Raw genomic sequence first — 14,489 nt, 5'->3', positions numbered from 1 at the left:
GAAATTATCTCGCCCGCTGCAACTGGAAAAATGGATGTCTATTCGGTATAATAGACCAGATATGCCAGAGGTAATTCGCGTCAAGGGCGCCCGTGAACATAATCTGAAAAATATTGACGTGGAGATCCCGCGCGATAAATTAGTGGTGATCACTGGTCTCAGTGGTAGTGGTAAGTCGTCGCTAGCGTTTGATACGATTTACGCCGAGGGGCAGCGTCGCTATGTCGAGAGTCTGTCGAGTTATGCGCGGCAATTTTTGGGCATTATGGATAAGCCGGATGTTGATAGTATCGAGGGCCTGAGTCCGGCGATTTCAATTGACCAGAAATCAACCAGCCGTAACCCGCGTTCAACCGTGGCGACGGTGACCGAGATTTATGATTATTTGCGACTCTTGTTCGCGCGGATTGGCACGCCGCATTGTCCGGCCCTCAAGCCAGACGGCACACGCTGCCATAAGCCAGTGTCACGCCGCACAGCCGAGGCGATTATCCAGGAGATTATCAAGCAATATGATGGCAAGCGATTGTTGCTACTCGCGCCAATTGTTAAAAATAAGAAGGGCGAGTTTGCACACATTCCAGAGCAGTATCAACGGTTAGGTTACGCCCGGGTGCGTGTGGATGGGGTGGTGTATGCGCTGGATGAGTTTCCGCAATTACAGAAAAGTTACAAGCATAGCATTGAGCTGGTGGTTGATCGTCTGGCAATGAACAGTGACTTGACTAGCCGGTTGAGCCAGAGCGTCGAGCAGGCGCTGGAGCTTGGTCAGGGTGTAGTTGAGGTACTGGATGCTGATACGGATGAGCTGAAGACGTTCTCGCAGCGTTATGCCTGTGTTGATCATCCGGATGAGGAGATCCCAGAGCTTGAACCGCGTTTGTTTAGTTTTAACGCGCCGCAGGGGGCCTGTCCGAGCTGTACTGGGCTCGGCAGCCGATTGGAAGTCGATCCTAGTTTAGTACTGAATGAGAATCTGACGATTGCCGAGGGTGCAATTCGGCCATACAACCGGATTAATGTCGATAATTTTTACATGCGCAAGATTTCGGCGGTAGCTGAGGCGCATGGTTTCAGTATCCGGACGCCGGTTGGGCAGTTGTCTGATGAGGCGCGCCAGAAAGTACTCTACGGCACGGGCGATCAGAAATATCCAGTGCAGCTTGGCAATGGGCGGCATTATGATACAACCTATGAAGGGGTGATTCCCAATTTGGAGCGGCGCTGGAAAGAAACCGATAGCGAATTTATGCGCAAGGACATTGAGCGGTTTATGCGCCAGCGGGATTGTTATGTTTGCGGCGGCGCGCGGCTAAAACCGGTTGTTTTGGCGGTAACCGTGCAGGGTCTGAATATCATGGATATTTGTGATCTTGGCGTTGATGACGCGCTCGATTTGTTCACCCACAAGTTAACACTAAATGAGCAGCAGGCGATGATCGCCCGGCTTATTTTGAAAGAGATTACAGCACGGCTCGGGTTTATGAGTAATGTCGGGCTGAATTATTTGGAGTTAGGGCGCGCCGCCAATACACTGAGCGGCGGCGAGGCGCAGCGAATTCGGCTGGCAACGCAAATTGGCAGCGGTTTGCAGGGTGTGCTGTATGTGCTGGATGAGCCGTCGATTGGTTTGCACCAGCGTGATAATGACCGGCTGGTTGCGACGCTCAAGCACCTACGCGACCTCGGCAATACGGTGTTGGTGGTTGAACATGACGAGGACACAATTCGCCAGAGTGACTTTTTGATTGATATGGGGCCGGGCGCTGGCGTGCATGGTGGTACGGTGGTGGCGCTGGGTGCGCCAAATGAGGTGGCTAAATGCACGGATAGTATAACCGGGCGGTACCTATCAGGCGCAGAAAAGATTGTTGTACCAAAGCATCGCCGCCAGGCTGATGCCAGCCGCCAGCTAATTGTTCGCGGTGCTCGTGAGAATAATTTGAAACAGATCGACGTGGCATTTCCGTTGGGGTTGATGACAGTGGTGTCGGGTGTCTCGGGTAGCGGTAAATCAACTCTGGTCAATGATATTGTTGCCAAGGAGTTAGCGGCGCGGCTCAATCGAGCCAGTGATGTACCGGGCACGCACGATAAAATTGAGGGCGTTAAACAACTAGATAAAGCTATCGTCATCGACCAGTCGCCAATTGGCCGTACGCCACGCTCTAATCCAGCGACCTACACGGGTATTTTTACGCCAATTCGTGAACTGTTTGCGAGTACTCCTGAGGCTAATGTCCGCGGCTATAAAGCGGGGCGGTTTAGCTTTAACGTCAAGGGCGGTCGCTGCGAAAATTGTCAAGGCGACGGTATGATCAAGATTGAAATGCATTTCTTACCGGATGTCTACGTCCAGTGCGACGAATGCCACGGTAAGCGTTACAATCGTGAGGCGCTGGAAATTAAGTATAAAAATAAGACGATTGCTGATGTACTCGATATGACGGTTGAGCAAGCAGCGGACTTCTTTGATAGCGTGCCTAATATCGCTCGGAAATTACAGACGTTGGTCGAGGTTGGTCTTGGTTATATTAAGCTCGGTCAGCCAGCAACCACCTTTTCGGGCGGCGAGGCGCAGCGTATCAAGCTGGCGACGGAGCTTTCAAAGCGTTCGACGGGCAAGACGATGTATATTTTAGACGAGCCGACAACTGGGCTACATTCTGCCGATGTTAAGCGGCTGCTGGGAATTTTGCAGCAGCTGGTTGACGGCGGTAACAGCATGATTATTATTGAGCACAATCTGGATGTGATTAAATCGGCCGACTGGATTATCGATATGGGGCCTGAGGGTGGTCTCGGCGGCGGTACGGTGGTAGCGAGCGGCACGCCAGAAGAAGTCGCCAACGTGCCAGAATCATTTACCGGTACGTATCTGAAAAGTTTGCTGTAGTTGGACGTATAGCTACTAACGAGCAGGCTTCATCATGAATGCTTATTGCTTTTTGCGGCGAGTCTTGCCGAGTAGGACTAATACTTGTTGGCGCAACGCCGCGCGAGTATGCTCCTGCTTGAGGGCGTGAATGATCATTGGCAGCACTGACAAGAAGATGATAATTAGTGCAGCGACCTCAATATTAATACCAGCGTCGGTGAGCGCCTTGCCAGCAAAGAATCCGAGGTAGGTGAAAAGCGTGGCCCAAATAACGCCGCCAATGATATTAAAGACGATAAAGGTTCGGTAGTGCATCTTGCTAGCGCCAGCCACGATTGGTGCAAATGTGCGCACGATCGGTACAAACCGCGCCAGCACCACAGTAAGTGAGCCATGCTTTTCGTAAAACTTTTCGGCCTGCACGAGATATTTCTTCTTAAAGAAGCGAGAGTTTTTGCGTTCAAATAATTTACGGCCAACTTTATGTCCAAATGCGTAGCCAACGCTATCGCCAAGGATAGCCATGAACGAGAGTAGTAGTGCAAAGAAATGAATATCAATTGGCAGAATATGTTGCTGTACCATATAGCCAGCCGTAAACAGCAGGCTGTCACCCGGGAAAATGAAACCAAAGAGTAGGCCTGATTCGGCAAAGACAACCAGCAAAATCGCGACAACACCAAAATGAACAATAAAATCAATAAACGCGTGCATCATATCATTATGCATTATAGCATACTACCTAGAGACTGTGCTGGTTAGGCGTCAATAAAGCCGCCAGATTGATGCTGCCACAGTTTCGCGTAGTGGCCGCCGTGCTTAAGGAGCTGGTCATGCGATCCATCCTCGATTATCTTGCCATTATGCATCACGATGATTCGATCAAGCTTTGCAATCGTTGAAAGTCGATGAGCGATGACGATTGAGGTACGGTTTTTCATCAGCGTCTTGAGCGATTTTTGGATCAGAACTTCTGACTCAGAATCAAGCGCCGAGGTCGCCTCGTCGAGGACTAAGATTGGCGCATCTTTCACGATGGCTCGAGCGATAGCGATGCGCTGGCGCTGTCCACCCGACAACTTGACGCCGCGCTCACCGACCAGTGTGTCAAATCCATCCTGCAGCTTGATGATAAAATCATAAGCCCCCGCCTTTTTGGCTGCCTGTTCAATCTCAGCGTCGGTGGCATTAGCCTTGCCGTAGGCAATGTTCTCGCGCACCGAACGGTGAAATAGTAGCGGCTCTTGTGGCACGTAAGCGATCTGCGAACGGAGGCTGGATTGTGTAACCTCGGCAATATCCTGCCCGTCAATCGTGATTGTGCCCGAGTCAATGTCGGCAAATCTCAGCAGTAATTTCGTCAGAGTCGTCTTGCCCGAACCACTAGAACCAACCAGCCCGACTTTTTCGCCTGGTGTAATATGCAGTGAAAAGTTGCGAAATAGCATCGCCCCCTTGCCTTCGTCATGCGTAAAGGTCACGGCATCAAAATCAATGACACCGCGATCAACATGAAGCTTTTTATCACTCTTATCAACAAGTGATGTTGGTGTGTGTAATATCTCGACCATCTCATGGGCGTCACCAATGATACGGTTATAATTGCGCATAATACTATTCATATTCCACAGCTCACGGGCGACACTGCTAGTGTAGGTAATGATTAAGTACACCGCTGCGACCGAAACGATATTATGCTGTGCTGCATAAATAGCGAACACGATGGCACCGATTCGGATGCTGGTGTTTATCGTTGAGTAAACACTGCTGACAGTGAGGAATCCTCGCATGGTGGCCAGGCTAGCCTTGCGCCATGCACGATTCGTTGTATCAAATCGCTGCTGCTCGATTTTTTCAGCGCCAGATGATTTAACGGCAAGCACATTTGACACCATGTCAGCGAGGTTGCCGCTTACCTTGTTGCTAGCCTCCGCTTCGCGCCTACTTAATTTAGCCATCGGACGCGATCCAAAGAAGACGGCTACACCAAAGATGATTGAGAACATGAATAGAAAGAGTGCGTATTGCCAGAGTAACATCGACAGAATGACAATTGATCCGGTGAGTGAGATGACTAGCGGCAGCACTGCCCACACTAGCTCATCCCAAAACCGCTCAACACAGCTACTGAGCTTGCTGTTTTGGCTGACGAGCGAGCCGCCAAATTTGTTGGAGTGGAAAAACATGGTCTCGCCAGATAGCTTAGCGAATACCTTGTTTGCGATGTCGCGCTGCATAATGGTTTCTAGCGTCCACATCAAATATAGTACTATCCGCCACCCAATAATCTCTGACCATAGCTGACTTATGCCATAGAAAATTACCAATGTCCACACAGAGTCAGTCTGCAGCTGACCATGTTGAATCATATCCAGGAGCTGTGCGATAATCAGTGGCCCGACAATTGTGCCTACTGCTAAGGTTAGTGTCGCTGTGATGAGAGCAAGGTTGCGCCGCCATTTGTATGGACGTGATGCTCGCCATAGTAATTGTAATGTTGTTTTTGCGTGTTGTTGTCGCAAGGTAAAACTCCTATAATTTATATTTTAATACAAAGATAAGTCATCTACAGTCCACTATGGTGTATGGTGGACTTGGGTGACCAAGACTCACGGTAATGATGTATCTCATTGTATAACAGAGGTGTGTCGACTGTCAACTGATGGAAGAACCGTCAATGTTGCGACGGTCTTACCATTTATTACCCAATAAATATGGTATAATAAAGACATGAAACGCGAAATTGTAATTTTTTTTACTGAAGGTGGCCGTAAAATACTAACGCAAGAAGCCGTACCCGTCAAACATGAGGACATAGGGAGCGATCATGTGCAACAGACCATAGACGATATGCTCGAGACGCTGCGTTCACAGGGTCCCGGAGGCGTAGGTATCGCCGCTAATCAAATTGGGAGCGATCTCGCAATCTTTATCATTGATGTGCGGCCGCCTGAGGATGCAAAAGTCGAGCCATTTCGGCTCGTGGCAATTAACCCCAAGATCGTTGAATACAGCGGTGAACCTGTGAAGAGCTTGAATCCAGAGGGCTGCCTGAGCGGAGTGACGGGTGATTCTGAAACGACACCAATGGGTTTTACCACGCGTTACCCTGAGGTTACGTTGCGCTGGACAGATGAGCAGGGCGAGACGCATGAACAGGCCTTTGATGGTATGTATGCTTGGGTTATCCAGCACGAAACAGATCATTTGAACGGTATCTTTTTTACAGACAGAATAGAAAGTGGGCCGCAGACAGAGAAGGCTGCTCTGGCTGAACTGGCGATCCGCAGAGCGTCAACTAACAGTACTCAGGAATGACGTAGCTATTGAGATTATCTAATCTCTGATTCTATGAGAGGAGCGTGACACGTCTACGCCTCTACACTAGGGAAGTCGACTTCCCTAGTTTTTCTAATCCGATCGCGCTACACTAAAGCCAAAGGAGGCGATATGAGTTTTGAAGCAAAGATCCATGAGGCACAGACGAAAATTTTGCGGGAATTGTTATTTTTGCCAGCGGCTAATTTCGCAACACTACAAAAAGCGAGTGGTCTGGAAAGCGATCATATTAAATTTCACATCAAACGGCTCGTTGAGCTAGGTTATGTGCAGAAAGTCGACGGCGGGTATTGTCTCTCGGTCAAGGGCAAAGAGTATGCGAATAAGCTTGATACTGATGCCGGTGTTATCGAGCGACAACCAAAGGTGGCAGTTATGCTCGTTATCGAGCGTGAGCATGATGGAGAAAAACAGTATTTATTGCAGCAGCGGCTCAAGCATCCCTACTATGGGTTTTGGGGTGCGCCTACTGGCAAAGTACGGTGGGCCGAGTCAATCGTCGATGCGGCCTCGCGTGAATTGATGGAGGAGACGGGTTTGCGGGGTGAGTTTGTTCATCGCGGGGTGTACCATGAACGTGTGCGCCATGCGCAAACGGGTGAAATTATTGAAGACAAGATCTTTCACCTGATGTTTTGCAAGGTATTTTCGGGCAAATTGGCCGTACAGTTTGAGGGCGGTAGAAATGCCTGGCGTACACTCGATGAGATGCGTGATGAGCCAAAAAAGTACAAGAGTTTTTTGCGAGAAATCACGGCGTGTATCAACGGGTGCGGCGAGTTGACTGAAATAATATATGAATATGGTAGTGCGGAGTTCTAGGCCGCGGGCAGCACGTGCGGTATTGTGTGGGTCGTACAGGCGCGATATTGACGGGTTGCAGCGAGCTTACGACGAGCTAGCCGCAACTGGCTGTCAGGTATTGTCACCGCGACGAGTGGAGTTTATGGGCGGTGAATTTGTTGTTGATGCTGCAGAAGTTGGCCTGTCGCCTCGAGAGATAGAAAGCTGGCATTTACGGGCTATTGAGCAGTCTGACTTTATCTTATTGCATGCCCCCAAAGGCTATGTTGGTATAAGTGCTGCAATGGAGATCGGCTATGCTCTCGCACTAAAGAGACCAATCTTTTCACGAACAGCACCGGTTGATACTATGCTGCGTGAACTAGTTTACGTTGTTCCGAGCGTGTATGATGCATTGCATCTTGGGATTTCGGAGCTAATAAATAGATTTACGTCCATAACTTGCATGGGGGTGTATAATAAAGTCTATGAACAAATCAATGACAATAGTAAGGCAGGAAGTCTGCCGACTGCTTGGCGGCGATACGTCAGGCCATAGCGACGAACACGTTGAGCGTGTGGCATGGCTAGCAGAGCGATTCGCGAATGAGCATAAAGAAGCGGCTTCAATGGACGAAGTGCTGCTGACGGCATGGCTACACGACGTTGATGATTATAAATTAGTTGGCAAAAAGCAAGCGGATGAACTCAATAATGCCACGTCAATTATGACGAAGGCTGGTGTTGCGGCTGATTTGCAGGATGCGGTGCGTCATAATATTGCTCGGATTGGCTATAGTCGTTATCTACATGGTGTGCGGCCAGAACGTTTGGCTGGTCAGCTGGTATCTGACGCTGATATGTGTGATGCGATTGGGGCATGCGGTATCGAGCGGGCACTTATTTATGCGGTGAATCACGGTAGTTGTCGGATATTTGATCCAACTGTTTGGCCTGATGTGAACATTGATGCATATCGATATAACGCCAACGGCGGCACTCATGATGGCGATAGCTTCATTAATTATTTCTTTGAAAAGTTATTGAAGCTACCAAAGATTATGATGACCGACCCAGGCCGAGACGAAGCGTTAATTCGCCAGCAAATTATGGTTACTTTTCTTCGTGCCTATTTTCGAGAAAAGAATGTACCGGAGTGGAGCGATTTCCTGGAAGAATATCTTACTTCAATGGATGAGTAGAGGTATATTGCTCTTCCCAGATCGTTATAGCCTGCCAAATTGTTTCGTTGATTGTGCTACACAGCTCAGCTACCGTGGCGATATCCGATGAAAACTCACCGTCTACTTGCTCGGCCGATGCTGCGTGTAATTCGTCAGCCAGTTTATCAAACAGCAGCATACGTTGTTGAGTGTAGGTAACGAGCGGCTTGATATCAAGCGCAATATATTGCCGCCGCGAACCATCTGCCTGGTAGGAGATCATATCAAGTGTTTCTAGGTAGCGTAGTCCACCGGTAATGGCCGCCTTGCTGAAGCCAGTTTGCTCGTGGAGGCTTGTGTGGCTATGGTGATACGGTGGGGCGATCAGGAGGTAATGTATGATCGTTGCTGAGGCCGGTGGGATGCCGAGCGAGATCAAGGTAGCTATGATATTTTTTGAGTTTATATCCATGTGAACAATATATCACATAATATTGATGAAGGATAGCCTGTAGCATGAACAGTATAGAATGGTTGTGATATACTAACGTAATGACTAGGCCGTTGCTGTATGATGAAATCGATCAAGATAGTATGAATGCTTCGTTTCATGCTCGTGGTTGGCCGCCAGTCTATACCGCTTCGCCCTGCTCACGTATCGTGCTGGTTGGTCAGGCGCCGGGACGAATAGCGCAGGAAACACGCACGCCATGGAATGATGCCAGTGGTCGCACATTGCGTCAGTGGCTGGGGGTTACCGATGAACAATTTTATGATCCTAGTTTGTTTGCTCTAATGCCAATGGATTTTTATTATCCAGGTAAGGCTGCGCATGGTGATTTACCGCCGCGACCGGAGTTTGCCAAAAAGTGGCATCCACGGCTACTAGCACAGATGCCGGATGTGAGGCTGACGATTTTAGTCGGTGCTCATGCTCAGCAATACTATCTCAACAAACAGGCGAAGCGCAACCTGACCGAAACAGTCGCGCATTATATGGAGTATCTGCCTCATTATTTTCCACTTGTCCATCCATCACCGCTTAACTTCCGCTGGCGGGCGCGCAATCCATGGTTCGAAATGAACGTCATTCCGATTCTGTCTAAGATGGTCAAAGAATTAGCACAGTAGTCAAGATCATGGTAGGGTATTCATACTAACATAGCTTCGCGGTCAATCTTTTTGTAGCACGAGGCCACTTCGTGTCGGTATGTATACACGTATAATATGCTCGTTGCCATGTGGCGTCGTAAAGTAGCGGCCGTTAGGATTAACCCGGCCCTGTCCGCCAAATTGCTTGTCGTCGCTGTCCAAAATTACACTGTATGACCCAGTCGCCGCTGGTATGCCGTAATCCGTCCGCGACTGGCTGGGCGAAAAGTTCATAATAAACAGCAGATCACCGCGTATGAAACTAACCACATGGTCGTGTTGGTGAACGGTGAGGCAGTGAATGCCCGAGTCGTCAACGGTTTTAATGAGCTTCATCAGGCTCGCGTCAAATTCGCCCAGCCATTGGTATTTGAGAAAACCATTGTCGCGTAAACTCCATTGTCTGCGAGCATGCTTGAACGACCAATGATTACCCTGGCGCGGAAAGTCGATCCACTCGGGATGTCCAAATTCATTGCCCATGAAATTAAGGTAGCCGCCACCATGTAGTCCGGCGGTCAGTAGCCGAATTAGTTTGTGCAGCGCCACGCCGCGCTCTACTGTCAGGTCGGGGTTGGCTTTGTCCATGTGCCAATACATGGCTTTATCGATCAGTCGAAAAATCAGTGTCTTGTCGCCAACCAAGGCCTGGTCGTGACTTTCGGCGTACGTGATGACTTTTTCCTCTGGGCGGTGCGAACTCAGCGTATGCACCAGCTCGCCCAAATCCCAATCTTCATCGCGCTTTTCTTTCAATGTCTTGATCCAGAGGTCGGGCGCACCCATCGCCAATCGATAATCAAAGCCTAGGCCGCCGTGTTCTGTCGGTGCCGCCAAGCCCGGTAGTCCGCTCATTTCCTCAGCAATGGTCGTGGCATCGGGGCGAACGGCGTGAATGATGTCATTGGCCAGTCTGAGATAGACCAAGGCGTCCTTATCGACATCATCAGTAAAATAATCATCATAGCTGGTGAAACTTTTGCCTAGACCGTGGTCGTGATATAGCATGCTGGTCACGCCGTCAAACCGAAAACCGTCAACGTGGTATTCATCCAACCACCAGCGGCAATTGCTGGCCAAAAAGTGCAGTACTTCCGGCTTACCATAATCAAACAGCCGCGAATCCCACGCTGGATGGTCGAGAGCTTTGAAATACTGCGTCAGGCTGCCCGCAAAATTACCGAGGCCTTCGACTTCATTTTTAGCGGCATGAGCATGGACGATATCAATGATGACGCGCAGCCCCAAACCATGTGCTGTGTCAACCAGCCGTTTGAAATCATCGGGCGTGCCAAACCGTGATGACACCGCAAAAAAGTTGCTGACGTGATAGCCGAAACTGCCATAGTACGGGTGCTCGGCGATGGCCATCAGTTGGATGGTGTTGTAGCCGGCTTGTTCGATGCGCGGTAGGACGCCCGCGGTAAATTCATTGAAAGTGGCGACCTTTTCCTCCTCGCTGCTCATACCAACATGGGCCTCATAGATTAGTGGTACGTTTGGTGCAGGCGGGATGTCATGCTGCCACCGATATGGCTCATCAGGCTGCCAAATTACAGCCGAAAAGTCCACCGAATCATCATCTTGAACAACATAGGTGGCGTATGATGGTAGACGCCATCCGTCGCCATTTGGCCAATAGACGCGCAGCTTATATCTCTGGCCGTAGTGCAGCGCGTCTTTCGGCAAATCAACACTCCATTCGCCATGTGCACCGCGCTGTAAACTAAATTCCTCACGCTCCTGCCAATCGGAAAATTCGCCAACCATCACTATGCGCGTAGCATTCGGTGCCCATTCGCGAAACGTCCAGCCTGCCGCCGTCTGATGTAAGCCAAAATGATGAAACCCCAGCGCAAACTCCGCTGGCGATTTACCGTCCAGAACTTTCTCGAGCGTCGACGAAACATACGCCTCACGCGACTGGATGACGCGTTCATGCGGCGCCAGCCACGGGTCAAGGTCAACCAGCGTTTTCTTGCTCATGCTTCTAGTGTAGCGGAAAAAACTGATATAATCTATCATAATGAAACCGTTTTCTTTTGAGATCACTTCTAGGCTTGACGACACGCTGGCGCGCACTGGCATTATTCACACGCCGCACGGGGATATCACAACACCGGCGTTTATCGTGGTTGGAACTAAGGCTAACGTCAAGGCGATGGTGCCAGAAATGGTGGCGGATGTCGGCGCGCAGGCGGTGCTGGCGAACGCCTATCATCTATATTTGCAGCCGGGTCATGAACTTATCGAGAAGGCTGGCTATTTGGGCAAGTTTATGCACTGGGATGGGCCGACGTTCACTGATAGCGGCGGCTTTCAGGTGCTGAGTCTGGGTTCGGGCTTTAAGAAAGTACTGGCGATGAGTACTGATGTCGATGAGGAAATTGCCATTGCTAAAAAATCGTCGCGCCACGCTTGGGTGGACGAAAACGGCGTAATGTTCAAATCGCATCTGGACGGCTCGTACCATAAATTTACGCCGGAATTATCCATGCAAATTCAGGCGGGCATTGGTGCGGATATTACTTTCGCCTTTGACGAACTGACCTCGCTGATTGATCCGTATGAATATCAAGTGGAAGCCTTGGCGCGAACGCATGCCTGGGCGGAGCGCAGTTTAGCTGAGGTGAAACGTCTGCGTGAATCTCGTCCTGACAAGCCGTATCAGGCGTTATTTGCTGTGCTGCAAGGCGCAAATTACGAGGATCTACGCAAGCAAACGGCTGCGTTTTTAGGCGCAATGGACTTTGACGGCTACGGCATCGGTGGCGCGCTAGAAAAGGAAACCATGGCGCAGACAATTCAGTGGGTTAATCAAATCTTGCCCGAGAACAAGCCGCGGCATTTGCTCGGTATTTCTGAGCCAGACGATATTTTTGCGGCGATTGAGCAGGGAATCGACACCTTTGACTGTGTCAGCCCAACGCGCGTGGCCAGAAACGGTGCCGCCTATACGCCATTTGGTCGGGTTAATGTTCGCGGGAGAAAGTACCGCGAACTGTTTGAACCAATTATGGATGGTTGTGATTGCTATACGTGCCGCTACTACACCGCCGCCTATCTCTGTCATTTGCTTCACGCCCGCGAATCTCTGGCTGGCACGCTATTATCAATCCATAACGAACGATTTATCGTCAAACTAGTTGATGATATTCGTGCCAGCCTAGAGAATGGGACATTTTACGAGTTTCGCGAGGCATTTTTGGCGATGTACTATCGTCGCTAATGCGAGAGCATTATTCGACCGTCACGCTCTTTGCCAGATTGCGTGGCTGATCGACGTCATGACCGCGCTTGACAGCCACGTGATAGGCTAGGAGTTGCGACACGACATTGAACAGAAGTGGCGTGAGGTGCGATAGCTTTGTCGAGACGCGGATCACCGTCTCGCCCGGCACCTTTTTCGTCGTGTCGGTGATGACAATGGCGTGAGCGCCGCGAGTGTTCATCTCGATCAAGTTGCTCTGGGATTTTTCGTATAACCAATTGTCTTGGATATAGCAGACTTCAAAGAAATGGTCATCAATCAGGGCGATCGGACCGTGTTTCAGCTCACCGGCGGCATACGCTTCGGCGTGAATGTAACTTACTTCTTTAAGTTTCAGTGCACCCTCCATGGCAATCGGATATAGCGTATCGCGGCCGATGTAGAGTGCGTGATTGTAATCAGCATACGCCCTAGCGATGGAAGGTATCTCGGCACCTTGTTTATCAAGGACTTTTTGGATCTCACTTGGTAGTATCGCTAATTCTTGCACAAATTCATCAATAAATTGTGGGTTGGCACCCTTGGCATTGGCGAGCATAATACCAAAGATCGTCAGAGCAGCGACTTGTGAGGTAAAGGCCTTGGTACTGGCGACACTAATCTCGGCGCCAACATGCAAGTACACGCCGCCATCAACTGCTCGGGCGATTGTGCTGCCGACGGCGTTGACGACGCCGAGGCATTTAACACCACGTCGCTTCAATTCATTCAGGCAGGCAAGGGTATCAGCCGTTTCGCCACTCTGGCTGACAATCATAGCGACCGAGTGCTCAGGCACGTTGAATGCGCGGTAGCGTAGCTCGCTGGCGATCTCGACGCTGATAGTCACGTCATCGGTCAGTTGCTCAATAAAGTAGCTGGCTTGCACACCGGCAAAATAGGCAGTGCCGCAGCCGACGATGATGACGTGCTTGACGTGGCGCAGTTCGTCGTTGCTCATATTGAGACCGCCCAGGCGCGCATATTTTTGGTCGGGTAGTACGCGGCCGGCTAGTGTCGCTGCAAGGCTGGTTGGCTGTTCATAAATTTCTTTGGCGAGAAAGTGGTCAAAGCCCTGCTTCTGAATCGCCTGCATATCCATGTCGAGCATCTCGATCTTGACGTCAAGCTTTTGCGATTCGATTGTCTGTAACTCTAGCCCGCTACGAGTACAGCGGCCGATTTCACCATCGTGCAAATACACTACTTGATTGGTGTAGCCAACCAGCGCCGAAGCGTCACTGGCGATATATGTTTCGCCATCTCCGACACCGATGATCAGCGGGCTACCTTGGCGAGCCACGATAATTTCTTCGGGGTTCGTGGTGTCAAGTACCGCAATGCCATACGCACCAACTACCATCTTCAATGCGCCGGTGACTGCTGTCAGTAAATCCGGTGAGTCACGCCGCAGATAGTCAATCAAGGCCGCCAATACCTCGCTATCGGTATCGCTCTTAAACTCGTACTCATGACCGGAAAGCATCGTTTTAAGGTCTTGGTAGTTCTCAATGATGCCGTTATGTACCAGATAAATCTCACCAACGTGGTGTGGATGGGCGTTGCGCTTACTTGGTTCACCATGTGTTGCCCAGCGGGTGTGTCCGATGCCGACCGTATCGCTCGTCTTATGTTGTCCGACGAGCTCTTCCAGTGCCGCCACCTTGCCTTTGGTGCGCAGCAGGGTTGGTGTGGCGGAGTCCGATAGGGTGACAATTCCGGCACTGTCATAGCCGCGGTACTCAAGCCGCTTAAGCTCAGCAACGAGGATATTCTGCGCCTCGCGTTCACCGATATAGCCAACAATTCCACACATAGATTATTTCTCCTTTAGCATTAACTGATACACGCTTCTCAGTATAAGACATCATAGAGAAAATAACCAACAGAAAGTAATAATTACAACAATTTACTACTGTAAGAA

General features: G+C 50.0%; 12 protein-coding genes. 7 read left to right on the top strand and 5 right to left on the bottom strand.

From position 1 onward, the window contains the following. The first annotated feature begins 61 nt into the window (after positions 1-61). A complete protein-coding gene (gene uvrA, locus GWK74_03710) occupies positions 62-2,896 on the top strand; it encodes an excinuclease ABC subunit UvrA (protein ID QHU90856.1) in 2,835 nt (944 codons plus the stop codon). A 42-nt stretch (positions 2,897-2,938) separates the two neighbouring features. Here uvrA and GWK74_03705 read toward each other — a convergent pair whose 3' ends face one another. Together GWK74_03705 and GWK74_03700 are read right to left on the bottom strand one after the other, a co-directional pair. Further along, the gene (locus GWK74_03705) at positions 2,939-3,592 is read right to left on the bottom strand and encodes a DedA family protein (GenBank protein ID QHU90855.1); all 654 of its coding nucleotides are present in this window, start codon (positions 3,590-3,592) and stop codon (positions 2,939-2,941) included. 44 nt (positions 3,593-3,636) lie between these two features. Continuing rightward, positions 3,637-5,400, bottom strand: a complete 1,764-nt coding sequence (locus GWK74_03700) for an ATP-binding cassette domain-containing protein (protein ID QHU90602.1) — start codon at positions 5,398-5,400, stop codon at positions 3,637-3,639. 208 nt (positions 5,401-5,608) lie between these two features. Here GWK74_03700 and def point away from each other — a divergent pair, with 208 nt between their 5' ends. From def to GWK74_03680, 4 genes are all read left to right on the top strand, one after another. Beyond that, a complete protein-coding gene (gene def / locus GWK74_03695) occupies positions 5,609-6,196 on the top strand; it encodes a peptide deformylase (GenBank protein ID QHU90601.1) in 588 nt (195 codons plus the stop codon). 132 nt (positions 6,197-6,328) lie between these two features. Further along, positions 6,329-7,039 carry an NUDIX domain-containing protein gene (locus GWK74_03690; protein QHU90600.1) on the top strand — a complete coding sequence of 237 codons (711 nt, stop codon included), beginning with the start codon at positions 6,329-6,331 and terminating at the stop codon, positions 7,037-7,039. Then, entirely contained in the window at positions 7,026-7,559 is a 534-nt protein-coding gene (locus GWK74_03685) for a hypothetical protein (GenBank protein QHU90599.1), read from the top strand. The genes GWK74_03690 and GWK74_03685 overlap by 14 nt, the downstream gene beginning before the upstream one ends. Beyond that, positions 7,489-8,202, top strand: coding sequence for a hypothetical protein (locus tag GWK74_03680; GenBank protein ID QHU90598.1), 714 nt, complete (start codon positions 7,489-7,491; stop codon positions 8,200-8,202). Before GWK74_03685 ends, GWK74_03680 begins: the two co-directional genes overlap by 71 nt. Here the strand turns inward: GWK74_03680 and GWK74_03675 are convergent. After that, positions 8,183-8,635 (bottom strand): hypothetical protein, encoded by a 453-nt coding sequence (locus GWK74_03675; GenBank protein ID QHU90597.1) that lies wholly within the window; start codon positions 8,633-8,635, stop codon positions 8,183-8,185. The genes GWK74_03680 and GWK74_03675 overlap by 20 nt on opposite strands. A gap of 80 nt (positions 8,636-8,715) precedes the next feature. Between GWK74_03675 and GWK74_03670 the strand changes: the two genes are divergently transcribed. Continuing rightward, positions 8,716-9,294, top strand: coding sequence for a uracil-DNA glycosylase family protein (locus GWK74_03670; GenBank protein ID QHU90596.1), 579 nt, complete (start codon positions 8,716-8,718; stop codon positions 9,292-9,294). Between the two features lie 42 nt (positions 9,295-9,336). On the opposite strand, the gene GWK74_03665 is transcribed toward GWK74_03670, so the two are convergent. Further along, the gene (locus GWK74_03665) at positions 9,337-11,301 is read right to left on the bottom strand and encodes a 1,4-alpha-glucan-branching enzyme (protein QHU90595.1); all 1,965 of its coding nucleotides are present in this window, start codon (positions 11,299-11,301) and stop codon (positions 9,337-9,339) included. Between the two features lie 40 nt (positions 11,302-11,341). Here GWK74_03665 and tgt point away from each other — a divergent pair, with 40 nt between their 5' ends. After that, complete coding sequence (tgt, locus tag GWK74_03660) at positions 11,342-12,544, top strand: tRNA guanosine(34) transglycosylase Tgt (GenBank protein ID QHU90594.1); 1,203 nt, start codon at positions 11,342-11,344, stop codon at positions 12,542-12,544. Between the two features lie 10 nt (positions 12,545-12,554). Here the strand turns inward: tgt and glmS are convergent, their stop codons facing one another. After that, on the bottom strand, positions 12,555-14,381 hold the full coding sequence (gene glmS / locus GWK74_03655) for a glutamine--fructose-6-phosphate transaminase (isomerizing) (protein QHU90593.1): 1,827 nt from the start codon (positions 14,379-14,381) through the stop codon (positions 12,555-12,557). Between the last annotated feature and the right edge of the window lie 108 nt (positions 14,382-14,489).

The sequence above is a fragment of the Candidatus Saccharibacteria bacterium oral taxon 488 genome (assembly GCA_010202115.1).
GTDB lineage: Bacteria > Patescibacteriota > Saccharimonadia > Saccharimonadales > Saccharimonadaceae > Nanosynbacter.
The sequence above is the reverse complement of the archived record's forward strand: the minus strand, read 5'-3'. Positions and strand labels throughout refer to the sequence as shown.

Bases quoted from the DNA above. Each gene is read 5' to 3' on its own strand.
- tgt (QHU90594.1), top strand. From the start codon at position 11,342: ATGAAACCGTTTTCTTTTGAGATCACTTCTAGGCTTGACGACACGCTG.
- def (QHU90601.1), top strand. From the start codon at position 5,609: ATGAAACGCGAAATTGTAATTTTTTTTACTGAAGGTGGCCGTAAAATA.
- uvrA (QHU90856.1), top strand. From the start codon at position 62: ATGCCAGAGGTAATTCGCGTCAAGGGCGCCCGTGAACATAATCTGAAA.
- GWK74_03675 (QHU90597.1), bottom strand. From the start codon at position 8,635: ATGGATATAAACTCAAAAAATATCATAGCTACCTTGATCTCGCTCGGC.
- GWK74_03690 (QHU90600.1), top strand. From the start codon at position 6,329: ATGAGTTTTGAAGCAAAGATCCATGAGGCACAGACGAAAATTTTGCGG.
- glmS (QHU90593.1), bottom strand. From the start codon at position 14,381: ATGTGTGGAATTGTTGGCTATATCGGTGAACGCGAGGCGCAGAATATC.
- GWK74_03680 (QHU90598.1), top strand. From the start codon at position 7,489: ATGAACAAATCAATGACAATAGTAAGGCAGGAAGTCTGCCGACTGCTT.
- GWK74_03705 (QHU90855.1), bottom strand. From the start codon at position 3,592: ATGCACGCGTTTATTGATTTTATTGTTCATTTTGGTGTTGTCGCGATT.
- GWK74_03665 (QHU90595.1), bottom strand. From the start codon at position 11,301: ATGAGCAAGAAAACGCTGGTTGACCTTGACCCGTGGCTGGCGCCGCAT.
- GWK74_03670 (QHU90596.1), top strand. From the start codon at position 8,716: ATGACTAGGCCGTTGCTGTATGATGAAATCGATCAAGATAGTATGAAT.